Here is a 21,030-nt window from a genome sequence, read left to right on the forward strand (position 1 = left end):
CCGAACGACTGCCTCCGGACAGCTCGGTCAGGGGATGGTCGAGTTCGTGGGTCTGGTCGCACTCCTCGTGGTCGTGATCGGCGTCGTGTTCGCGGCAGCGACCCCGGTGGGCCGGGACATCAGCGCGGAGCTGCTCTGCGTCGTGCAGAGCAGCTTCGAGGACGGCCCTGAGGATTGCTCCACCGGCTCGGGCGACGAGAGCGGATCGGGCGACGAGGACGACGCGGGGGACGAGGAAGACACCGGGGACGAGGAAGACACGGGCGACAGCTATAGCCCGCCGTCGGGTGACTGCGAGCAGGACGTCACCTTCGACAAGACCAACCTCGACGAGGAGTACTCCACGCACGTGGTCGAGATCGGTTGCGTCTGGTACTGGGTGCCGACGATCTGCGCGTCGGGTGACCTGCCCGAGGGCTGGTTCGACCGGGAGGACGACGAGCGGGTCTACCTCGGGGACGAGATCCAGGATTTCGTCGACTGTGTCACGGACGGATTCGGCGAGCCGAGCGACGACCCCGACAGCGAGGAGTGCGTCAACACGGCCCCGACCAGCGAGGACATCGACGAAGATGTTCCCAACGTGCAGGTGGGGTGCAAGGACCTGCCGGTGCCCGTGGGCTGCGAGGCCGAGTGGGAGGCCTACCGGGACGCGGATCCGGGCGCGGATCGTGCGGGGGAGCAGCGGGAGCTACGCGAGTGCGTGGAAGAGGCGTACGACTCGATGGAGCCGGACTGTTTCATCGAGGTGACCGGGCACGTCGACCAGACCAACGTGAAGTTCCTCTTCTTCCGCTTCGGCGACAGCCAGGGCTCGCTGATCGAGCAGCTGGGTGACGGCCGCGTGCGTATCCACATCCTCGACGGCGTCGAGATGGGTGCCGGGGTCAGCGGTGACGGCGTCGGCGGCTCGCCGATCAGCTTCGACGTCGCGGGCATCACGGGTTACACCAACGACACGACCTACGAGTTCACGTCCATGGAGGACGCCCAGGAGTGGATCGACTGGTACGCGGAGTACGACTCGGTCCGTAACAGCACCGGCCAGGAGAACTGCACGGGCTACTCCTACGGCCCTCAGTACTGCCCGGGCGTCGATGACCGGAGCGACCGGCTCGAGGAGCTGGCCGACGAGGAGCCTGAGCACCACGTGGCCGGTTCGGCCGACGTGGACGTCAAGAAGGTCAAGCTCTCCGGAGGGCTGACCTTCGAGACGGACAGCGGCCCTGTCAACATCGAGGGCAGCGTCGAGGGCGGTTACGAGGGCGAGATCCAGATCGAGAGCCGCAAATGGTCCGACGGCAGCTACGAGGTGGCCTACCAGTCCTCCGACATCGGCGCGTTCATCATCGGAGCGGGGCTGGCGGGGGACAAGCCCTTCACGAAGGACAAGAAGGACAAGGAGAAGTCGGACGATGACGACGAGTCGGGGGCGGGCGGCAGCGTAGGTGGCACGAAGAGCGTCGAGTGGAAGGGCACGACCCGCACCACGGTGATCTGGGGTCCGGACGGTGAGCTGGCCCAGATGTACATCACGATGGACGACCAGGTGCTGCAGACGCTCAAGGACGCCGGCGTCGATCTGGAGGCGACGTTGCCGTACGGGTTCACGGCCGGCGGCGGCTACAACAGCTCGGAGCAGGAGGGGACCGCGACGGTGAAGGAGCTGATCATCGACTTCAACCAGTACCCCGAGCTGCGCGACTCCCTGGGGCCGAAGATCGACGAGGTCTTCCCGGGTGGCAAGGACGGCGACCTTCAGAAGGACGACGTCGAGATGGACGGCAACGACTCCGAAGGCGGTGGGATCTACGAGGTCGCCGAGGAGTACGGAAACGTCCGCGAGCTGGACTACGACACCACGAAGACCACCGAGAGCGGTAACACCAACATCAGCTGGCAGGGCCTGGACCTGCTTGACGTCGAGTGGGCCACGGTCGATGAGGAACGGACCCTGAACGAGTCCTCGCTGGAGGTGACCGATGTGAACGGCGACAAGCAGATCGTCGATCCGGCACCGCGATGCAACCACGTCGAGTTCGAGCCGGACGACGGGTACTACACCGATGACTTCTCCGCGCCGGGTACCGAGTTCGACATGTACGACAACGACAGCCCGCGATTCACGGACGGCACCTACCCCGGTACCGACTACGACGGCGACGTGCCGGGCGACAACGACGACCTGACCGAGTCGCTCGTCGACGAGTACTCCGCGGCCTACCCGGACAAGAACATCCTGGTGGTCAAGGACTTCGACAACTTCGACTTCAACTTCGTGGGCGGCTTCGACCACCTCGCAACGGTCGACGGCATGGACGTGATCGCGCTGGACGGCGGCACGGTCAAGAACAACGGCGACGGCGGTTACAACAACTGGCGGTTCCGGGGGCAGTTCGACTACGACAGCGACGAGAAGATCGTGAGGTTCGAGGAGAAGTAGCCCGGGGCGCAGATTGCGCCCACCGGGGTCAGCCGCCGCCGTCGATCGCTCGTCTGACAGCGAGCCGGACGCGAGCTTCGAGCCGGGCGAGCGGCACCTCAGTCGATGTGGACCTCGTAGACGGTGCTCGACGGGTCGAAGTACGAGGTCTCGCCCTCTTCGAAGTAGTGCTTGTACTCGTACCCGTCATCGCCCTTGTAGATGAACCACCCGGTGTGCTCGCCGGCGTCGAACCGCTCGACCCCTTCCTGGTCGATGTTGATCGTGCCGGGTCCGTCGACGCACACGCTGGGCGTTGCCGCGCCGGCACCGCTGAGGGAGTTGGCCTCCCAGGAGAACCTGACGTTGTCGTTCGGGTACCAGCCCAGGATGTTGAAGTTGCACTCGAACCACCCCACCTGCTCGATCTCGCCCTCGGACTCACCGGGCTCCATCGCGCCGTCCCACACGCCCTCGCAGCTGTCGTCCGTGGTGCAGTCGTCCTCGGGGTCGTACGGGGGAAGGTCTTCCTCGTCCACCTTCTCCACCCCGCACCCCAGGGTTCCCAGCGGAAAGAGGCAGACTGCGGTCTCACCGTCCTCGAGCTTCTCGGGCTGGCAGAACTCCCAGTCGTCCTGACAGCGCAGAGCGGTGTCGGGGCCCAGGCCGCCAGGCAGATCGACCTCACGGTCGTCCTCGTCGTCGGCTTCGACCTCGCCGGGTTCGCAGGCCGCGTCGGTTTCCTGGACCGACCCGATGTCCTGGAACGCACACGTCATGCTCGCTATGACGGCACCGCCCACGGGGGTCGTCATAGCGACGACCGCGGCCACGATCACGATGACGACAGCCACCACACCGATGTACTCGACCGTGCCCTGACCACGCTCGCTACGGGCCGTGGACGCCTGCCAAAAAATGGACATTTCGACCTTCATGAGAGAGGCAAGAGCATACCGCGGCGTGCGGGCGGGTACAGGGCCCAGGGCTCCAACTGGATCCAGGGCTGGGGCTCTCGGCCGGACCGCTCAGTCGACGAGCACGATGCGGCTGCCGTAACCGTCGACCTCGGGTGCCTCCCAGGCCGGCTCCTCGTCCTCTTCCTCGTCGCCGTCCCCGGGCTCCTCGCTGCCAGGGTCCTCACCCTGGTCCTCGCCCGGCATCTCGTCCTCGTCCGGCTCGGTGACGCACTCGCCGTCGATCATCCAGCCGAGGCTGCCGTCGTCCTCGCACAGCCCGCCGTTGAGCTTGATCTGCGCCGTGGCCTCCGCCTTCGAACGGATCTCGGCGACGGGCACCTCGTCCTCGTGCTCCACCTCGACCCACACCCTGAGGCTGTCGACGTCGTAGTCGAAGTCGGCCAGCTCGGCGCCGTTGGCCTCCGCGTACGCCGTGGCGGCCTCCTCCATCTTGTCCGCGACCACCAGGGTGAGCAGCAGCTCCTCGATGATTCCCCAGAAGTCGCCGAAGTCGCCGGGCAGCAGGTGCAGCCCGTGCAGCGCGCCCAGGTGCTCGTCCCACTCCTGGGCGGCTGCCAGCGCGGCTGAGTCGGCCGCGGTGCCGGCCTCGCGCCGGTCGTTCGTCGCCGAGCCCACCATCGAGATCACCAGCACAGCGACGCTCAGCATGCCGACGGCGATCGGGATGGCCATGACGTGCAACGAACCGCGCTCGCGGTCCTCGTCGTGCCGCCACCGGGCGAAGAGCGGGCGGCGGTGCCGTTGGCTGCGTCCCATGATGGCTCAGTCTCCTGTCGGGGCTTCGGTCACCGGCACGTCGGTGATCCGGAAACGGTCCGGTGCGTCGACGGTCACCGTGTCCTGGCCGGTGTCGGGCCACACGACGGTGATCAGCGTGGACTCGCCGCGGCCCATGGGCTTGACCTCCTCGTCGCCGAGCAGCCGCCGCAGGACGAAACCGACGGTCTCGTCCTCCGTGTAGTCGAAGGGCAGCACGCGCTCCTCGGTGCCGAGCAGCGAGAGGTTGTGGGCCCCGGCGAGGTCGCCCAGGGCACCGAACTGCCGGTCGCCGATCTGCTTCAGGTAGGCCGGGAGGAACCAGGCCGGGTCGATCGAGCCGCCGCTCGTGCGTTTCGCCACGAGCGTGCCCACTATCGCGCCGGGCCGACGCACCAGCGACTCCACCTCGATCGCGTACTCGCCACCATCCGTGGAGATGGTGACGGGGCCGTTCTCTGCGGACGGGGCGTCGGTCTCGGGGATGTCGTCCTTCGAGTCGGCCTCGACGACCAGGCTGCCGCGGAAGTGGATCTCGACGCGCCGGTTCGCGGCCCGCGCCTCCGGGCTCGTGCCCTCGGCGATCGGCTCGCTCTCGCCGCGCCCGTCCTCGGTCACCGTGAAGTCGCCGGCGAGGGCGGCGCGCAGCCGGTCGGCGACGGACCGGGCGCGGCGCTCGGACAGCGTCTGGTTGTAGGCATCGGTGTCGACGTCGTCGGTGTGGCCCACCACCTGCACGTCACCGGCGTCCGCCTGCTTCTTGATCGATGCGGCGGCCCGGTCCACGACGCCCTGTGCCTTCTTCGACAGCGTGTGCTTGTCGGAGGCGAAGAGGACGTCGGACGCGAGGGTGACCGTGACCTCGTCGTCCTCCGCGGAGGTCGCCGACCCGGCGTCGTGGCTGCGGGTGAATGCCCGGATCTTCTTCGTCTCCGCGTCGTCGACACCGCCGACCCGGGCGACGGCGTCCTCGAAGTCGTCGCCCGCCGCGACCACGGGTACGGTCACGACGCCGAAGCCGGGGAACAGCACGTCCACCGACTCGTCCGCGGGCGCCGCGAAGACCGCGACCGCCGAGCCCTGGAGGGTGTCGTCGGCCGTCCAGTCGATCGCGGCGGCGGGCAGGTCGCCGGAGGCCTCGGCCACGGGGTGGACGCGAGCCTCGGCGGCGTCGAAGAGCCGGACGCCACGGCCGTCGGTGGAGGCGCTGCCGAGCCCGCCGAGGTTCAGGACGATGGTCGACAGCTCCACCGGTCTCGGCGACGTCGCGTGGAGGTCGTACCGCAGGACGGCCAGGTCACCGTCGACCTCGACGGGACGCACGTCGAAGCTCACCCGCGCGCCGTGCCAGTCCCGCTCCACGGAGACGACCTCGCCCGGAGGCGGGGAGCCTTCGGGCGAGGTCGGGTCTGCCGATGCGTCAGCCGGGGGCTCCGCCGTCGGACCGGGCTCGGTGGTACCGAGGAGCCCGCAACCTGCCGACAGGGCCACGAGACCGGCCGCAAGGGTGGTGAGCGCGGTCCTACGCATCGGTACCTCCGTCGTCGTTCTCGGGTAGATCAGGCGGTGCCGCCGATCTTGTTCACTGCCGCCGTGAGCTTGGTGATGATCGCGGTGCCGATGGGCGTGGCGCCGGCAATGACGGCGGTGACGATCGCCACGACGACCAGGATGATGCCGATGTACTCGACGCTGCCCTGCCCACGCTCCTCGTCGATGAAACGGTCCATCGCGCGAGCGGTGCGGAAGCGCAGCATCGTGTGAGCGTCAATCGCCTTCTGGTGCAGCTTCGACATGGTGTCCTCCATAGCTCGGTATCCGGTGTCGGCTACGGAACCGGCCGTAACCACACCGACGAACCTACGGAGCCGCGGACCTCGCGCCCAGGGTGCCCGGTCCCACACCAGGGCCCGTTCTGCCTGGGCCCAGGGTCCTACCGGTGTCCTGGTCCTGGTGCAGCCAGCGGACGATGGCCTGGCTCCGGGTGGTGACGCCGAGCTTGGCGAACAGGCTGTTGAGGTGGTTCTTCACGGTCTTCTCGGAGAGGACGAGGTGCGCCGCGACCTCCCGGTTGGAGAGCCCGCCGGCCACGAGGTCCATCACCTCGGCCTCGCGCGGGGACAGCAGGCTCCGTACGGCGGGCGCCGCGGCCGGGGCGGCGGCCTCGACCCGGAGCGTCGAGACGCCGGAGACCACCTGGCTCCCGTTCCGGCACAGCCGGATCGCGTCCAGCATCGCTCCCGGCTCCAGCACGCCGTGGACGAGGTACCCGGCGGCGCCGGCCGCCATCGCCTCGGAGACCGCGGCCGGGTCGTCGGTGTGCGTCAACATCACCACCGTGGCCCCGGAGAGCCGTGGCAGGAGCTCCAACCCGCTCATCAGGGGCATCCGCACGTCCAACAGCACGACGTCGACCTGCCCGGAGTCCACGCGCGCCACCGCCTCCTCGGGATCGCCGGTGTCGTCCACCGAGGTCACGCCGTCGGTCCCCTCCAGGAGGCTTCGCAGGCCCATCCGGATGATCGGGTTGTCGTCCACGGTGAGAATTCGCATCAAGCCACCTTCGGAGTCACTGCGTGTGAAGTCGCTGCGGGGTCGGGAACGGCACCGGTCGTGCGGTCCCGTCCGGGTGGGTCGTGCGCCGTCGTCGGCTCCGCGGCCGGCCGGTCGACGGGTTCGTCCGGGAGCGTCACCCGCACGGTGGTGCCGCCCTCCACCCCAAGGGACCACGCGGCGTCGCCGCCGCACAGCGCGGCCCGCTCGCGGACGCCGCGCATCCCGTACCCGCCGGCGACTCCCGTCGAGAGCCCCGCGCCGTCGTCCGACAGGACCACCTCCGCCATCCCGTCGGTCACGGACACGGTGATCTCGACCCGGGTGGCGTCCGCGTGCTTGCGCACGTTCTCCAGCAGCTCGGTCACCAGGGCCCGGACGTGCTGGGCGCGGCCCGGGCCGACGACGTCGTCGACCTCCGGTCCCGCGGACACCTGGGCCGGGATCCCGGTGCGTTCGGTCCAGCGCCGGGCGAGGTCGGTCACGGGGCCGGTCACACCGGAGGCATCGTCACGCAGCTCCCCCAGGGTCGCCCTGGTGTGCTGGTGCGCCACCCCGACGGCGTCGGACAGCTCCCGCGCCAGCCGGATGGTGCTCGGATCCGATCCCTCCCGGTCCAGGCGGTCGGCCAGCCCCCGGGTCGCCAGGGCAAGGCCCGCGAGGTCACCCGCCACGGTGTCGTGCAGGTCCCGCGCCAGGCGCAGCCGTTCCGCCAGGGCGGCCTCGTGCTCGCGCGTCGCCACCAGCGCCACCGACGTGAGCGCCTGCCTCCGCAGTCGCCGCCCCAGCACGGTACCGGTCCAGGTCATCACCACGACGAGGGCCGCACCCGCGGTCCCGGTGACCACCCCACGCAGACCGTCCCCGTACACCGTGAGCTGGTGGAGTGCCAGGGGCACCGCCATGACCAGTCCGAGCAACGGACCGGCGAGGAGGCCCCACAGCGCCGCGGTCGCCGCAGCGTAGATGGCCATGAGCGGCGACCCGGCGATCGGCAGGAGCGTCACGACGGCGACGACGACGTCCCCGGCCAGCAGGATCCCGTTGCGGGCGTAGGCCCGCCCACGGGCGTCCCAGTTCAGCGCGGGCACGAAGGAGAACGGGGCGGCGAGCATCACGAGGGACACACCGAGCCAGCCCGCGCCGTCGAGCAGGGCCAGTACCAGGGCGAACGCCAGGACCACCAGGCGCACCTGGCACAGCAGGCGCACGGTGGACCCGATGGCCCGCTGGGTCAACGGGTCCATCGGGTGCCTGGGCGCCAGCAGCTCAGAGAATCCCACCGAGGACCCCCGCGTTCGCGATCAGCACCGAGGACACGATGAGGATCAGGGCCCCGGGCAGGATGGTCAGGGTGACGACGAGCGATACCAGGGGCGCTGCGCGTGACGCCTTCCGACGCACGTTCTCGGCGTGCTCGCGGCGCACGTCCGAGGCGATGTCCGTGAGGGCGTCCGCCAGCGGCACGCCCAGCTCCTCTGCCTGCAGCATCGCGGTCACGAAGGTACCGACGGCCGCGGACCTGTTGCGTTCCCGCAGCGCGATGAACGCCTGACGCCGGGACGTGCCCACGTTCATCTCCTGCAGCGCGGTGCGCATCTCGGCGGCCAGCGCGCCGTCGTGCAGCTCGCACACCCGCTCGAGTGCCTGCCGGAAGCCCAGGCCCGCGGTCACGGTCACGCTGAGCACGTCCAGGAAGTCGGGCAGCTCGCTGTCGACCTGCTCCTGCCGTGCGTTCCCCGCCAGGAAGAGCCACAGGCGCATCCAGAGGGCCAGCACGAGTGCCAGCAGCAGGCCGAACATCCATAGACCCTGGAGCGTGAGCAGGAGGCCGAACGCGACCGCGAGCACCAGGAAGGCCGCCTCGCGGCGGACGAACATCGTCAGCGTCACGCCGTCGGGCCGGCCGGCTCGACGGATCATGGTGTCCAGCCGCTGCAGCCGGGCTCGTCCGTGCAGCCGGACCGCCGTGGAGAGCAGGGGCGCCCCGATCACGTCCAGCACGGCGATGAAGCCGCGCGGCCGGGGCTCCGCGCTGGGTGCGTACTCGGCCTCGACGTCTTCCAGGCCCGTGCTCGTCACGAGCCGGAACCCGGTCATGCCCAGCGCCACCAGCCCGGCGGCGGCAGCCGCGATCAACAGGTCCAGCACGTCACACCTCCACCTTCGAGACGCGGCGCACTACCACGTAACCGATCGCGAACAGCCCGGTCGCGATCACCAGCACCGCCTGGCCCGCCAGGTTGGTGATCATCACGTCCATGACCCCGGGGCTGAAAGCGTTCATCAGCAGCACCGCACCGAAGCCGAGGAAGATGACCGTGTACCCGGAGAACTGGGCCCCGATCGTGGCGCTCACCACCTCGCGCCGCAGTCGGCGCCGTTCCTCCAGCGTGGTTCCGATACCGGACAGGGCGGTGACGAGCGCGCCACCGGTCCGGCCCTGGATGGTCAGTGTCTGCACCAGCACCGAGAGCTCGCGGGAGGGCAGCCGCTCGCTCAGCGCCGACAGGGCGTCCCGAAGGGAGCGGCCGAGCGCCATCTCGGCGCTGACCTGTGCCATCTCCGTGGCCGCGGGCTCGGCGATCTCGTCGGCCGCGAGCTCCAGCGAACGGTGCACCGCGAGCCCTGCCGACGCGCCGTTCGCCAGGAGCCGGGCCAGCTCCGGGAGCTGCGCCACGAACCGCTCCACGCGCTGCTTGCGCCGCCGGTCCAGCCAGCTGCGTACGCCCACGACGACGAGCAGGGTCGCGAGCACCGCCGTGGCCCAGCCGTAGAGCGGCAGCACGATCAGGCCCATGGCGAGCGCCCCCGCCGCCGACCCGGCGAGGAGCATGGACGGCGACCAGGTAGGCAGGCCGGACCCGGCGAGCAGGGCGATCAGCCGCTGCCCCCGGCGCGTGTTCTGCAGCCGCTCGTCGAGCCGGTCGAACAGGCGGATCCCGGAGGCCGCCTCGAGGTCGGCGGACTCCACCATCAGCCGCTGCCTCTCCGCGTCGCCCGCCAACGTCGCCACCGTGGCGGCCGCCAGCAGCAAGGTCAGGAACAGGCCGCCGGCGATGAGCAGGACGATCATCGGTTCTCTCCGTCCGCGGTCTCGACGGGGTCGACCCGCGGGGTCGACTCGACCAGCGTGAGCTCGACCTGCCGGCCCTCGACCGGCGCAGGTTCGAGCACCGGCGCCGTCTCGCCCGCGCGCTCCAGGCGTTGCCGCAGCGCGTCCGGGACCTGTGACGGGACGAACCGCCCGGTCACCGCGCGGTCCGGTCCGATCGGGTCCTTGCTGAAGAGCACCAGCGGCGTCAGCGCGAACTCCTCACGGCGCTGCGAGGTCACGGCCTGCACCTCGACCACCCGGCGTGATCCGTCCGCCGCCCGCTCCAGGTGCACGATCAGGTCGATGGCCGAGTTGATCTGGTCCCGCAGGGTCGCGGCCGGGAGCTCGATCTCGCTCATCGAGGCGAGCGTCTCCAGCCGGCTGAGTGCGTCGCGTGCCGTGTTCGCGTGCACGGTCGCCACCGAGCCGTCGTGGCCGGTGTTCATCGCCTGGAGCATGTCCAGGGTCTCGCCGCCGCGCACCTCGCCGACGATGATGCGGTCGGGCCGCATGCGCAGCGCGTTGCGCACCAGCTCGCGGATGGTCACCGCGCCGCGGCCCTCCACGTTCGCCGGGCGGGACTCGAGCCGCACCACGTGGCCCTGCTGGAGGGACAGCTCCGCGGCGTCCTCGATGGTCACGATCCGCTCGTGGTCCGGGATCATGCCGGACAGCGCGTTCAGGAACGTGGTCTTGCCCGAACCGGTACCTCCGGACACCACGATGTTCAGCCGGGCCCGCACGCACGCTCCGAGCAGGCTCGCCGTGCCCCGGTCCAGGGTGCCCTTGTCCACCAGCTCACCCATCCGGAACGGCGTCGGGAACCGTCGGATGGTCAACGTCGGGCCGTCGAGCGCCAGCGGCGGGATGATCACGTTGACGCGCTCGCCGCTGGGCAGGCGCGCGTCCACCATCGGGGAGGACTCGTCCACGCGGCGGTTCACCTGCGACACGATCCGGTCGATCGTCTGGAAGAGCTGCTCTGCCGACGCGAACCGCGTCTGTACCCGCTCCACCTTGCCGTAACGCTCCACGAACACGTCCTTCGGCCCGTTCACCATGATCTCGGTGATGGACTCGTCCGCCAGCAGCGGCTCCAGCACACCCAGGCCGAGCGCCTCGTCGGCGATCCGTTGCACCAGGGCGCTGCGCTCGCGGGCGGAGAGCACCGGGCCGTCGGCGGACAGGATGCGGGAGAGCACCCGCTCCAGCCGGATCCGCCGCTGGGAGGGCGAGAGCCGGGCGAGCTCGTCGACATCCACCTCTTCGAGGAGCCGCTCGCGGTACGTCTTCGCAAGGTCGTTGTCGTCGTCGTGCCGTTCGTCGACGGCGAGCCGGTCGCGCAGGCCCATGTCAGTCCCCAGTCAGTCGTGGTTGGTGCACAGGGAAGGCGGCGGTCCGGGTGACGGAGATGTTCGTGACCTCCACCCCCGCCAGCCCGAGCGGCGCCGAGACCGTCACCCGCACGCTGGCACTGCCGCGGTCGATCTCGGGTTCCAGCTCCTTCAGCTCGAGCCCGTCCGGCACCTGCCTGCGCACCACGGCCTCCCAGTCCTGGCCCTGGCTGAGGGCGCGGGCCCCGTTCCGTGCCGCCTCCTGGGTGATCGACGCCGTCTGGGCAACGGTGATGCCCTGGATCGCCAGGAGCGCCACCAGGACGACGGCGAACACGACCCCGACGAGCTCGATGGTCGCCTGGCCGCGCTCGGCCGGAGCCTGGTGCCGGCGCATCTCAGTTCTCCCGGTAGACGGCGGCGGACGACGACGCGGAGAGATCCATGCCGGGCACGAGCGTCTCGACGGTGACCCGCACGCTCACCTCGTCGGCACCCACCTCGATGTCCGCGTCGTCGACCGAGCCCATCCAGTCCGGGAGCCGGTCGCGGACGTCGTGTCGGGCCTGCTCGACGACGTCGTCGCGCGGGTTGCCGAACCGGTCGTAGTACCCGGCGACGCCGACCGTCCGAGCGCCCTCCTGCGCGGCGGCCCGGGCCGTCAGCATGCTCGTCGCCCAGCCGATGCCCTGCGCGCACAGCAGGAAGACGGTCAGCGCGATCAGGATGACCACCGGGAGCTCGACGGTGGACTGGCCTGCCTCGGCGTCGGTGCCCTTCTCGCGGGCCGCCCGGCGGGCCTGCCGCTTCTGTGCTGCGCCCAAACGCCCGTTGCGGGCGGAGGTGCCTGCGACCAGCGCGGCAACCCCCGCCGGCTCATCGCCCTGCAGCGTGACGGGGGTTGCCGCACTGAGCGCGGCGATGCCGACCTCGGCGACGGCGGTGTGCACCGATGTGGGGGTCTCCAGCAGCGTCGCGGTGTTGACCGCGGCGGCGAACGTGGTGCCCCCCTCGGGCACCGTGAAGGCGATGGGGCGCTCGACGATGCGCTCGGCGAGCTGAGGCGTGACCTCGTCGCGGGAGCTGCGGCGATTGAGCACGAGCTCCACCGCTGCCGGACGGCGGATCGCCAGCCGGTCCCACTGCGCGATGACGCGCCGGGCGGCCCGCAGGGCGGGGAGGTCCGGGGTGGTGACGAGCAGCACCCGGTCCGCGAACTCGATGGCTGTCGCGCGCGGCTCGTCCAGGTGGGCGCCCACGTCGAGCACCGCGAGATTCGACTCGAAGCGGAGGGCGCTCACGATGGACCGGGCCGCGGCGGGCGTCATGTCCTCGCCGCGTTCGCCGTCGTTCGGTGCGGTCAGCAGCCGCAGGCCACCACCCACCTCGTAGGTGGTCTCGCGCAGCATGCGGGCCGTCACCTCACCCTCGACGCCCGCCAGGTCGACCACCGAGCGCCGGGTGCGCACACCCGCGTACGCGGCGAGGTCGCCGGCCCCCAGGTCGAAGTCCACGAGCGTGGTGTCGCCGCTGCGGCCGGCCCGGGCGAGCAGCAGTGCGAGCACGGACGCACCGACGCCGCCCTTCGCGCCGGCCACCACGACCACCTGGCCGCCGCGGCCGCCGTTCCGTTCCGCGCTGATGGCGGCCCGTGCCACCGTCGACCACGAGGCCACCGCCTCGAACCGGGTCAGCACCTCTTCGAGGCCGGCGTTCCGGGCGATCACCGAACGGGCGCCGACCTCCATCGCCGCGGCCATCGCCGTGTTCATCTCGCCCGGGTTGTGGGCGTCCACGACCATCACGATGCCGATGAGCGGCGTGGCCAGACCGACGGTCCGGGCCAGGGCGTGACCCTGACCACCGTCGGCGGCCTCGTCGATCACGACGATCCCGACGTCGGGGTGCCGGTCGAGTGCCGTCAGCACCCCTGCGCCATCAGACAGCGACGCGGTCAGCTCGAACTGGTCGGACTCGGCGAACACGTGCCCCAGGTGGTCCCGGACCTCGGGTGACGCCGTCGCGAGCAGTACCTTCGTGACCATGGTCAGCCCTTCGCCTTCGCCTGTGGCTTCGGCGTCGTGCCGTCGTAGACGCGCTCCTCGGTCGGCAGCTCCTCGGCGTCCCCCGCGCCGCGCAGAGCGAGGCGCATCTTGACCGAGAACGACTCGACGTAGGCGAGCGTCAGCGCGTCGTCGGTGGTCAGCGCGAACGTCACCGGAAGTCCCTGAGTGGTCTCGGAGAGGTCGTCGGGGTTCTCGAGCGTCCGGGGGAGGCCGACCTCCAGGACCAGGGCGTTGGAGACCCAGACCCGCGACACAGGCTTCGTGGTCTCGCTGCCCGCCATGGTCGCGATGATGTCGACGTGGTCGCCCGGCTCCACCTTGCCCGCCACCCCGGTCTCGGAGTCCACGAGGATGGCGACCTCCCGGAACCCGGGCTGCACACCGGGTCGTGCGATCAGCATCCCCGCCTGCACCACGGAGCCCGCTTCGTAGTCGGTCGCGGCGACCATGCCGTCCACGGCCCGCGCGTCCTTCACGGCGGTCGTGGAGACCCAGCGCTCCGGGACCTCCACCTCCTCCAGCATGTCCGGCTCGATCGGTTCCAGGGCCTCGACAGAGCGGTTGAGCTGGAGCACGGTGGTCAAGGGGCCCACCTGGGTGCTCACGGTGCGGACGTAGTAGAGGACACCGGCAAAGACGGCGACGGCGAGGACCGAGGTGATGACCAGGAGGAAGACTCCTCGGCGTTGGCGCGGGTTCAACTGATGACTCCCTGGTGCTCGGGCTGGTGCTGATCGGGAAGCCTCGCGTGCGGGGCCAGGCCTGCACGGGCGGGGCGAAGGGCGATGTCGCAGAAGATGCAGGTACCGAAGGCAGCCCGCCCGCAGACCTCGCACGCGGTCCAGCGGTGGGCGCCGGAGGCGGCGCTCGCGACGGCCCAGCTGAGCGGACCGTCGATGGTCGACGCCTCGAACCAGCGCGTCGCGTGCCAGTCGGGCTTCGCCCCGACGAGCTCGACGTCGGCCGGGCGGGGGAGCAGGTCGGTGGTGTCGGCCACCACGGGCTTGGGGGAGCTGGCGACGACGAGCATGTCGCCGCCGCTGGGGATGCCCAGTCGCTCGTGGAAGCGGCCGACCGTGCCTCGGCCGGGGTCGACCACGAAGGCTGTGCGGGGCAACAGGCTGCCCGCGTGCTGGCGGAACGTGGGTGTCGGGCTCTCCAGGGAGGCGACACTGGAGACGAGGGCTCGCGTGGTGATGCGGGCCAGGACGACGTCGGCCACCGCACGGGCGGACGACGCGGTCAGGCCGCCGGACACGAGACCCGCGAGCATCACCGCCCAGGCCGTGACCGGCGTCTCGACGTGGAGCAGGCCGAGACGCTCCGGGCCGAGGACCAGGCGGACCGACCGCGCGACCTTGCGGCTGGGCTCGTCCCGCGTGGCGAGCACGACGTCGCCGTCGGGCAGGCTCGCCACGGCAGCGACCACCGCGTCCAACGTTGCATCCGCCCGGCGGACGGCAGTGTGCACACCGTCCGGCGCACCGATCGCGACCACCAGCATGGCGCCCCCTGTCCACATTCCGGCACAACCGCAGCTACCTGCGCCGGCCCGCCACCGATGTGCCATCGCCACTCTCTGGCAACGGCGCCCATATGTGGAGGTTTAGGGCCGCTCGCCACACGGACTGTACAGATTCCGGACCGGAACGTACATAGTTATCGCTCCTTCATTATCCTTTTGAGCGAGATTTCTCGGGAGATCGCTCAAATGAGCGGACTCTGGAGTGTTCGGTGCAATACTCCGTGTCGAGGATTCGGTGAGAGGAACGCGGTATGACGGAGATCCGGCTCCTGGTCGACGGAGAGGCGGTCGCCGACGTCGTCGTCGCCGAAACCGTCCTGGCCCGGGCGCGCGGCCTGCTGTTCCGACGGGTCCTGCCCGAGGCGCTCCTGCTGCGGCCCTGCTCGTCGGTCCACGGCGCCTGGATGCGCGTGCCGCTGGACGTCGCCCTGGTCTCTCGCGACATGCGCGTACTCAGGACCCGGGTGCTGCGACCCTGGGGGATGACGGCCCCGTTCCGTGGGACCACGCAGGTGCTGGAGGCGCCCGTCGGGAGCTTCGAACGGTGGGGCCTCGAGGTGGGCAGCGAGCTCCGGCTCGCCGCGGCACCGTCCGGCGCGCTGCCGTAGGCCTGTGGGCTCCGGGACCCGCGACCGCTGCCCTGCGGCGGTCGCGGTTCCCGTCGGGGATCAGGCCATCTCCGGGACGTGGAGGTGCGCGAACGCGATCTCCATCTCCTCCAGGCCGTCCACCGTGGCGCCCAGCTCGCGGACCACGCGCTCGCGGATGTGGGCGGTGGCCTCCCGCGCGGCCACGACGGCCGCCATGCTGTCGAAGGCGGTCGTGCCGACGGCCCGGCCCGCCTCGCGGTCGACCATGAGGCTCCCGCTGCAGAACCCGTCCATCTCCTGGAGCTGCGGCAGGATGACCATCCGGTAGAGATCGATACAGCGGTCGACCATGTCCTGGCCGCCGCTCAGCCAGGTCAGGCGCGCGCACGCGCCGTCGGGCGTGGCGTGGTCGCGGTGCACGACGGCGGCCTCCCACTCGTTGACGTCGCCGCCCCCGGTGCTGCCCAGCGCCTGCACCGCGCGCTCGCGCAGCGGCAGCACGTCGTCGGCACTCATCACCAGCGCGTCGTGCGACTGCCACGCCGTCGTGGCGATGCACCGCCCGGACTCGTGGTTGACCAGCAGTGACATCCCGACGCAGCCGTCCATCGCGGTGACCGCCGGGAACACTTCCTCACGGACCATCCGCAGCCCGTCGTCGATCCCCTGGGGATCTCCCTGGACCTCGGTCGTGCGTACGAACATGACGCACCCTCCCTGTGCTCGGGGCAGCGTCCGGACGGCGCTGCCGTCCCTTCCACGGTCCGTCGCCGCGTGCCCGAGGTCAAGTGGAGCGGGGCGGTCAGCGGCGCAGCTCGACCGCGCTCAGCCCCGCGAGGCTCAGGATCACGCGGTCGCCCGCGTCGACGACCGTCGCGAGCACCTGGTCGCACCCGGCGCAGCGGGCCACGAGCCCGGGCGCGTCGGTGTAGACCATGGCCTCGCCGAGCACGGCCATGTGCCCGCAGCCGCCGCAGCGGCCGCGCGCGGCGGTCACGTCGGCCCGGAACACCTCGGAGAGCGCTCCGGCCAGCACGTTGCCGTCGAGGTGGTGTGTCATCTACAGGCCTCCGAAACGCTCGGTGTGGATGTCCGCCGCGGCGTGGCCCAGCTCCTGCAGCCACACGGCGACCGTCTCGACGAAGCCCGTCGAGCCGCAGACGTAGACGCGCGGACGCTGCTCCGCGGGGAGGGTGCGCGCGGCGAGAGCCTCGCGCGTGAGCCGCCCGACCGGGTCCGGCCAGCCGGCGGGCGCCCCGCGCGTGTAGACCAGGTCGAGCGCCAGGTCCGGCCCGGCCAGGGCGGCGAGCTCGTCGGCGAAGAAGACGTCGTCGGGCGTGCGCGCCGAGTAGAGCAGCCGGAAGGGCGTGGCATCGGCGGCCGCGCCGTGCGCGGCGGCCATGGCGTACAGGGGGACGACGCCGGAGCCGCCCGCGACGAGCTGGACCGGCCGCGTGCTCTCGCCGGGCCGCCAGACGAAGAACGCGCCCAGCGGGCCGTGCAGCTCGACCTGGTCGCCGGGCCGCAGGTCGTGGACCAGGAAGGGCGAGACCTCGCCGTCGGGCAGCTCGTCGACCGCGAGGACCACCTGGCCCCCGGGGGACGCGGTGGCGACCGAGTAGGACCGGCTCGCCTGGTAGCCGTCCGGGGCGGTGAGGCGCACGTCGAGGTGCGAGCCGGCGTCGCTGCCCGGCCACGTGGGCACGTCCAGCACGATGCGCGCCGCCGAGGGCGTCTCGCGGCGCGTCTCGACGACCGTCCCGGTGTGCCACGCCGCGCGCGGCCGGGACCGGCGCAGCGGTGCCACGTCCTGCGCGCTCACCAGTACCGCTCCTCCTTCCACGGGTCGCCGTAGAGGTGGTAGCCGTACTGCTCCCAGAAGCCGGGGTCGTTGTCGGGCATCATCGTCAGGCCCCGGACCCACTTGGCGCTCTTCCAGAAGTACAGGTGCGGTACGAGCAGCCGGGCCGGGCCGCCGTGCTCCGGGTCGAGGGGCTCGCCCTCCGCCTCGGTGGCGATCCAGGCCCTGCCGTCGAGCAGGTCCTCCAGCGGGACGTTCGTCGTGTAGCCGCCGTAGGAGTGCGCCATGACGTACTCGTGCTCGGACTCGACGTTCTCGAACACCTTGTCCAGGCTCACGCCACGCCACCCCATGTCGAGCTTGGACCAGTGGGTCACGCAGTGGATGTCCACGGTGACGTCCTCGACGCCGAGCGCGAGCAGCTCGTCCCAGCTCCAGCGGTGGTCGGCGCCGGTCTCGTCGCGGATGGTGAACTCCCAGTCGTCGGTGTCGACGCGCGGGGTCGGCCCGGCGCTGAGCACCGGCCAGTCCTGGACGAGGGTCTGGCCCGGAGGCAGGCGCGGGTCCGCCTCGCGCTTGCGACCGGAGAAACCACGGGTGACGAAGGACATGCTGGGTCTCCTCCCGGCGACCGTGCCGGGCCGGCCGGCACGGTTCGATGGTGGGTTCAGCGTAGGACCGGCGTCGGTCGGCGGCACGCGATCTCACCCCTTCGTGGGGGTGAGATCGCGTTGCCGGACGGCCGGCCGACCCGGGCCCACCGTCTACGCTGGGCGCCATGGACGACAGGCCAGTCATCCTGCTGGCGGGCGGCGACCACGCCGACGTCGTCGAGCAGGAGTTCCGCGCCCGCTATGACCGTGACTACCGGATCGAGCTGACCCACGGCCAGGCCGCGTGCCTGGACCGGGCGCGGGAGCTGGTGGGCGAGGGCGAGCAGATCACGATGGTCGCCGCCGAGCACCACCTGCCCGACGGCACGGCGATCGAGCTGCTGCACCAGCTCCCGTCCGTCGTCGCCACCGCGCGGCGCGTGTCGCTCGTGCCGTTCGAGTACTTCAACGACAGCCTGGACGAGCTGCGGGACGCGATGACGCGCCGGGACCTCGACACGTACGTCATCCTCCCGCGCGGGCCGCGCGACGAGGAGTTCCACACCGCGCTGATCGAGCTGCTCTCCGAGTGGGGCTGGTCGGTGGGCCGGCCCGTCGTGACGGTGACCGACCTGGTGGCCGAGCCCGGCGACCGGAACGCGGCGGCGATCCGCGACCTGCTGGAGCGCCTCGGCTTCCCGTACCGCGCGCTGACGCCGGACGACGAGGAGGCGGCCGAGATCCTCGAGACCGCCGGTCCGGGCGCCGAGCTGCCCGTGGTCAGCACGTTCCGGGGCCAGGCGCTGTCCGCGGCGACCCCGGCGGCCGTGACCGAGGCGATCTACGGCGGGTTCGACTCGATCCCCGACGGCGTGATCGCGGACGTCGCGATCATCGGCGCCGGCCCGGCGGGCCTCGCCACCGCCGTCTACGCGGCGTCCGAGGGGCTGGCGACCGTCGTGCTGGAACGGGACGCGATCGGCGGCCAGGCCGGGTCGAGCTCGATGATCCGCAACTACCTCGGGTTCCCGCGCGGGATCTCGGGCATGCGGCTGGCGCAACGGTCCCGCATCCAGGCGAGCCGGTTCGGCGCGCGCTTCTTCACGGGACGCCCCGCGGCCCGCATCGAGCCGGGGCCGCCGAACGAGCCCGAGCACCAGCACCTGCACGTCCGCGGCGCGCAGCTCTGCGCCCGCACCGTGGTGCTCGCGACCGGCGTCGCCTACCGGCGGCTGGGCTTGCCCGGGGTCGAGGACCTCGTGGGCGCCGGGGTGTACTACGGCGCCGCCACGTCGATGGCGCGCGAGATGCAGGACCGCGACGTCTACGTGGTCGGTGGCGGCAACTCCGCGGGCCAGGCCGCCGTCCACCTCGCCAAGTTCGCGGGCGGGGTGACCATCCTGGTGCGCCGCGCGAGCCTCGCCGAGACCATGTCCGACTACCTGGTGCGCGAGATCGAGGCGACGCCCACCATCCAGGTGCGCACCCGGACCGTCGTCGCCGACGGCGGCGGGGACGCCTGGCTCCAGTGGCTCCGGCTGGAGAACCTGGAGACCGGCGAGTCGACCAAGACCTCCGCCGACGGCCTGTTCTGCCTGCTCGGCGCCGAGCCCGACTGCTCGTGGCTGCCCGAGGGTGTGGCGCTCGACGAGCGGGGCTTCGTGCTCACCGGCCGGGACGTGCCCCGCGACGCCTGGGTCGACGGCCAGCCGCCCGCCAGCCTGGAGACGACCGTGCCGGGCGTCTTCGCGGTGGGCGACGTCCGCGCCGGGTCGATGAAGCGGGTCGCGTCGGCGAGCGGCGAGGGCGCGTCGGTGCTGCCGCTGGTCCACGCGCACCTGGCGCGCCTGCGCGCGGAGGAGTTCGGCGCCTGACGCCCCAACGTGTCAGACCTACAGGTCCCCCGGGTGACCTGTAGGTCTGACACGTGTGTGGGGCTGACAGGTCAGCGGTTGCGCTCCGCCTCCACCAGGGCCGCCACGCGCTCGCGCTCGGCCCGCGGCCAGGTCTCCTTGGTCACCAGGATGCCGATCAGGCCGATGACGGCGGCGCCCAGGTACAGCACCGACGCGCCGGGCCAGCCGAACGCCCCGACCAGCGCGGCCGCGATGAGCGGCGCAAAACCGCCGAGCGCCGCCGCGAGCTGGTAGCCGAGCGAGGCGCCCGACGTGCGGGTCGCCGTCTGGAACTGCTCGGTCAGCAGCGCGCCCTGGGTGCCGGTGAGCGCCGCGTGGATCAGGCCGATGCCGATCACGAAGACGAGCACGACCAGCACCGGGTTGCCCTGGTTGGTCATCAGGTACATCGGGAACGCGAACAGCATCGCCGCGACACAGCCCGCGATGTAGACCGGACGCCGGCCCACCCGGTCGGTGAGCGAGCCCGCGAGGAACGTGACCACCACCGCCGTGATGCTCGCCGCCGTGATCGCGCCCAGCGCCGTGGACCGCAGCTCCGGGTCACGCTCCGAGATGTAGCTGAGCAGGTACGTCGCCGTGGAGTAGTACGCGAACGACTCGACGACGCGCAGCGCGATGACGCGCAGGATGCTGCGCCAGTCGTTCCGGAGCGTGGCCAGGAACGGGTTCTTCACGGTCTTGCCCGTCGCCACGGCCTCCTGGAACTCGGGCGACTCCGACAGGCGCGAGCGCACCACCAGGGCCACGATCACCAGCACCGCGCTGAGCAGGAACGGCGTGCGCCACTTCCAGTCGCCGGGCAGGCCGGCGCTCAGCGCGAACATGCCGCTGGCGAGCGCGATGCCGAGCGGGTTGCCCGACTGCGGGATGGCCGCGAACATGCCGCGGCGGTGCCAGGGCGCGTGCTCGTACGCCATCGTGATGGCGCCGCCCCACTCGGCGCCGAAGGCGAGGCCCTGGATCATCCGGATGACGACCAGCAGGATCGGTGCGGCGACGCCGATCTGGGCGTACGTCGGCAGCACGCCGATCAGCACGGTGGCGCCGCCCATCACGAGCATGGCGCCCACCAGCACCGGCTTGCGGCCGAACCGGTCGGCGAGGTACCCGCCGACGGCGCCGCCCAGCGGGCGCATCACGAACCCGACCGCGAGGGTCGCGAACGCGAGGAGGGTGCCGGTGAGCGGGTCGCTCTCGGGGAAGAAGACGGAGCCGAAGTACAGCGCGGCCGCGGTGCCGAACGCGACGAAGTCGTAGTTCTCGACGCTGGTTCCGACGGCGGCGGCGACGGCGGTCTTGACCCGGTCCTTCGAGCCGAGCGGTGAGCGCCGTTGCGCGGGGGTCGTCGTGGACATGGAGGGATCTCCTTTGATCAGGGGCGGAGCGGGCGGCAG

The 21,030-nt window shown here is 71.3% G+C and carries 21 protein-coding genes; 3 read left to right on the forward strand and 18 right to left on the reverse strand.

The window, feature by feature from the left end:
• The first annotated feature begins 34 nt into the window (after nucleotides 1-34).
• The gene (locus FHX71_RS28300; RefSeq protein ID WP_182620773.1) at nucleotides 35-2,443 is read left to right on the forward strand and encodes a hypothetical protein; all 2,409 of its coding nucleotides are present in this window, start codon (nucleotides 35-37) and stop codon (nucleotides 2,441-2,443) included.
• Between the two features lie 98 nt (nucleotides 2,444-2,541).
• On the opposite strand, the gene FHX71_RS28305 is transcribed toward FHX71_RS28300, so the two are convergent.
• The 13 genes from FHX71_RS28305 to FHX71_RS28365 all read right to left on the reverse strand — a co-directional run bounded on the left by FHX71_RS28305 (nucleotide 2,542) and on the right by FHX71_RS28365 (nucleotide 14,637).
• Nucleotides 2,542-3,360 (reverse strand): hypothetical protein, encoded by an 819-nt coding sequence (locus FHX71_RS28305; protein ID WP_182620774.1) that lies wholly within the window; start codon nucleotides 3,358-3,360, stop codon nucleotides 2,542-2,544.
• Nucleotides 3,361-3,450: 90 nt separating this feature from the next.
• A complete protein-coding gene (locus FHX71_RS28310) occupies nucleotides 3,451-4,158 on the reverse strand; it encodes a pilus assembly protein TadG-related protein (RefSeq protein ID WP_182620775.1) in 708 nt (235 codons plus the stop codon).
• Between the two features lie 6 nt (nucleotides 4,159-4,164).
• Nucleotides 4,165-5,688, reverse strand: a complete 1,524-nt coding sequence (locus FHX71_RS29610) for an OmpA family protein (RefSeq protein ID WP_182620776.1) — start codon at nucleotides 5,686-5,688, stop codon at nucleotides 4,165-4,167.
• A 29-nt stretch (nucleotides 5,689-5,717) separates the two neighbouring features.
• Nucleotides 5,718-5,954 carry a hypothetical protein gene (locus tag FHX71_RS28320; protein WP_220490513.1) on the reverse strand — a complete coding sequence of 79 codons (237 nt, stop codon included), beginning with the start codon at nucleotides 5,952-5,954 and terminating at the stop codon, nucleotides 5,718-5,720.
• Nucleotides 5,955-6,018: 64 nt separating this feature from the next.
• Nucleotides 6,019-6,711 carry a response regulator transcription factor gene (locus FHX71_RS28325; RefSeq protein WP_182620777.1) on the reverse strand — a complete coding sequence of 231 codons (693 nt, stop codon included), beginning with the start codon at nucleotides 6,709-6,711 and terminating at the stop codon, nucleotides 6,019-6,021.
• Entirely contained in the window at nucleotides 6,711-7,994 is a 1,284-nt protein-coding gene (locus tag FHX71_RS30255) for a sensor histidine kinase (protein ID WP_182620778.1), read from the reverse strand. Before FHX71_RS30255 ends, FHX71_RS28325 begins: the two co-directional genes overlap by 1 nt.
• Nucleotides 7,981-8,862: a type II secretion system F family protein gene (locus FHX71_RS28335; protein WP_182620779.1), complete on the reverse strand. Its 882-nt coding sequence runs from the start codon at nucleotides 8,860-8,862 to the stop codon at nucleotides 7,981-7,983. Before FHX71_RS28335 ends, FHX71_RS30255 begins: the two co-directional genes overlap by 14 nt.
• Nucleotide 8,863: 1 nt before the next feature.
• The gene (locus FHX71_RS28340) at nucleotides 8,864-9,787 is read right to left on the reverse strand and encodes a type II secretion system F family protein (RefSeq protein ID WP_182620780.1); all 924 of its coding nucleotides are present in this window, start codon (nucleotides 9,785-9,787) and stop codon (nucleotides 8,864-8,866) included.
• Nucleotides 9,784-11,160 carry a TadA family conjugal transfer-associated ATPase gene (locus tag FHX71_RS28345; RefSeq protein WP_182620781.1) on the reverse strand — a complete coding sequence of 459 codons (1,377 nt, stop codon included), beginning with the start codon at nucleotides 11,158-11,160 and terminating at the stop codon, nucleotides 9,784-9,786. The genes FHX71_RS28340 and FHX71_RS28345 overlap by 4 nt, the downstream gene beginning before the upstream one ends.
• A gap of 1 nt (nucleotide 11,161) precedes the next feature.
• Nucleotides 11,162-11,539 carry a TadE/TadG family type IV pilus assembly protein gene (locus FHX71_RS28350; protein WP_182620782.1) on the reverse strand — a complete coding sequence of 126 codons (378 nt, stop codon included), beginning with the start codon at nucleotides 11,537-11,539 and terminating at the stop codon, nucleotides 11,162-11,164.
• Nucleotide 11,540: 1 nt separating this feature from the next.
• Complete coding sequence (locus FHX71_RS28355) at nucleotides 11,541-13,187, reverse strand: P-loop NTPase family protein (RefSeq protein ID WP_182620783.1); 1,647 nt, start codon at nucleotides 13,185-13,187, stop codon at nucleotides 11,541-11,543.
• 2 nt (nucleotides 13,188-13,189) lie between these two features.
• Nucleotides 13,190-13,909, reverse strand: coding sequence for a Flp pilus assembly protein CpaB (gene cpaB / locus FHX71_RS28360; RefSeq protein ID WP_182620784.1), 720 nt, complete (start codon nucleotides 13,907-13,909; stop codon nucleotides 13,190-13,192).
• Nucleotides 13,906-14,637, reverse strand: a complete 732-nt coding sequence (locus tag FHX71_RS28365) for a hypothetical protein (RefSeq protein ID WP_182620785.1) — start codon at nucleotides 14,635-14,637, stop codon at nucleotides 13,906-13,908. The genes cpaB and FHX71_RS28365 overlap by 4 nt, the downstream gene beginning before the upstream one ends.
• Before the next feature lie 347 nt (nucleotides 14,638-14,984).
• Between FHX71_RS28365 and FHX71_RS28370 the strand changes: the two genes are divergently transcribed.
• Nucleotides 14,985-15,341 carry a DUF192 domain-containing protein gene (locus FHX71_RS28370; RefSeq protein WP_182620786.1) on the forward strand — a complete coding sequence of 119 codons (357 nt, stop codon included), beginning with the start codon at nucleotides 14,985-14,987 and terminating at the stop codon, nucleotides 15,339-15,341.
• 60 nt (nucleotides 15,342-15,401) lie between these two features.
• Here FHX71_RS28370 and FHX71_RS28375 read toward each other — a convergent pair whose 3' ends face one another.
• The 4 genes from FHX71_RS28375 to FHX71_RS28390 form a co-directional block, all read right to left on the reverse strand.
• Nucleotides 15,402-16,028 carry a hypothetical protein gene (locus FHX71_RS28375; protein WP_182620787.1) on the reverse strand — a complete coding sequence of 209 codons (627 nt, stop codon included), beginning with the start codon at nucleotides 16,026-16,028 and terminating at the stop codon, nucleotides 15,402-15,404.
• 97 nt (nucleotides 16,029-16,125) lie between these two features.
• Nucleotides 16,126-16,383, reverse strand: coding sequence for a DUF6510 family protein (locus tag FHX71_RS28380; protein ID WP_182620788.1), 258 nt, complete (start codon nucleotides 16,381-16,383; stop codon nucleotides 16,126-16,128).
• Nucleotides 16,384-17,145 carry an FAD-binding oxidoreductase gene (locus FHX71_RS28385; protein WP_312877250.1) on the reverse strand — a complete coding sequence of 254 codons (762 nt, stop codon included), beginning with the start codon at nucleotides 17,143-17,145 and terminating at the stop codon, nucleotides 16,384-16,386.
• Nucleotides 17,142-17,735 (reverse strand): molybdopterin-dependent oxidoreductase, encoded by a 594-nt coding sequence (locus FHX71_RS28390; RefSeq protein ID WP_182620789.1) that lies wholly within the window; start codon nucleotides 17,733-17,735, stop codon nucleotides 17,142-17,144. Before FHX71_RS28390 ends, FHX71_RS28385 begins: the two co-directional genes overlap by 4 nt.
• Nucleotides 17,736-17,902: 167 nt before the next feature.
• Between FHX71_RS28390 and FHX71_RS28395 the strand changes: the two genes are divergently transcribed.
• Nucleotides 17,903-19,591 (forward strand): NAD(P)/FAD-dependent oxidoreductase, encoded by a 1,689-nt coding sequence (locus FHX71_RS28395; RefSeq protein WP_182620790.1) that lies wholly within the window; start codon nucleotides 17,903-17,905, stop codon nucleotides 19,589-19,591.
• A gap of 71 nt (nucleotides 19,592-19,662) precedes the next feature.
• Here the strand turns inward: FHX71_RS28395 and FHX71_RS28400 are convergent, their stop codons facing one another.
• Nucleotides 19,663-20,991, reverse strand: a complete 1,329-nt coding sequence (locus FHX71_RS28400) for an MFS transporter (RefSeq protein ID WP_182620791.1) — start codon at nucleotides 20,989-20,991, stop codon at nucleotides 19,663-19,665.
• Nucleotides 20,992-21,030 lie beyond the last annotated feature (39 nt).

Origin of the sequence: Promicromonospora sukumoe (genome assembly GCF_014137995.1) — a bacterium.
GTDB lineage: Bacteria > Actinomycetota > Actinomycetes > Actinomycetales > Cellulomonadaceae > Promicromonospora > Promicromonospora sukumoe.

Coding starts and splice junctions, on each gene's coding strand:
- FHX71_RS28300 (WP_182620773.1), top strand. CDS start 35: ATGGTCGAGTTCGTGGGTCTGGTCGCACTCCTCGTGGTCGTGATCGGC.
- FHX71_RS28305 (WP_182620774.1), bottom strand. CDS start 3,360: ATGAAGGTCGAAATGTCCATTTTTTGGCAGGCGTCCACGGCCCGTAGC.
- FHX71_RS28310 (WP_182620775.1), bottom strand. CDS start 4,158: ATGGGACGCAGCCAACGGCACCGCCGCCCGCTCTTCGCCCGGTGGCGG.
- FHX71_RS29610 (WP_182620776.1), bottom strand. CDS start 5,688: ATGCGTAGGACCGCGCTCACCACCCTTGCGGCCGGTCTCGTGGCCCTG.
- FHX71_RS28320 (WP_220490513.1), bottom strand. CDS start 5,954: ATGTCGAAGCTGCACCAGAAGGCGATTGACGCTCACACGATGCTGCGC.
- FHX71_RS28325 (WP_182620777.1), bottom strand. CDS start 6,711: ATGCGAATTCTCACCGTGGACGACAACCCGATCATCCGGATGGGCCTG.
- FHX71_RS28340 (WP_182620780.1), bottom strand. CDS start 9,787: ATGATCGTCCTGCTCATCGCCGGCGGCCTGTTCCTGACCTTGCTGCTG.
- FHX71_RS28345 (WP_182620781.1), bottom strand. CDS start 11,160: ATGGGCCTGCGCGACCGGCTCGCCGTCGACGAACGGCACGACGACGAC.
- FHX71_RS28350 (WP_182620782.1), bottom strand. CDS start 11,539: ATGCGCCGGCACCAGGCTCCGGCCGAGCGCGGCCAGGCGACCATCGAG.
- FHX71_RS28355 (WP_182620783.1), bottom strand. CDS start 13,187: ATGGTCACGAAGGTACTGCTCGCGACGGCGTCACCCGAGGTCCGGGAC.
- FHX71_RS28370 (WP_182620786.1), top strand. CDS start 14,985: ATGACGGAGATCCGGCTCCTGGTCGACGGAGAGGCGGTCGCCGACGTC.
- FHX71_RS28375 (WP_182620787.1), bottom strand. CDS start 16,028: ATGTTCGTACGCACGACCGAGGTCCAGGGAGATCCCCAGGGGATCGAC.
- FHX71_RS28380 (WP_182620788.1), bottom strand. CDS start 16,383: ATGACACACCACCTCGACGGCAACGTGCTGGCCGGAGCGCTCTCCGAG.
- FHX71_RS28390 (WP_182620789.1), bottom strand. CDS start 17,735: ATGTCCTTCGTCACCCGTGGTTTCTCCGGTCGCAAGCGCGAGGCGGAC.
- FHX71_RS28395 (WP_182620790.1), top strand. CDS start 17,903: ATGGACGACAGGCCAGTCATCCTGCTGGCGGGCGGCGACCACGCCGAC.
- FHX71_RS28400 (WP_182620791.1), bottom strand. CDS start 20,991: ATGTCCACGACGACCCCCGCGCAACGGCGCTCACCGCTCGGCTCGAAG.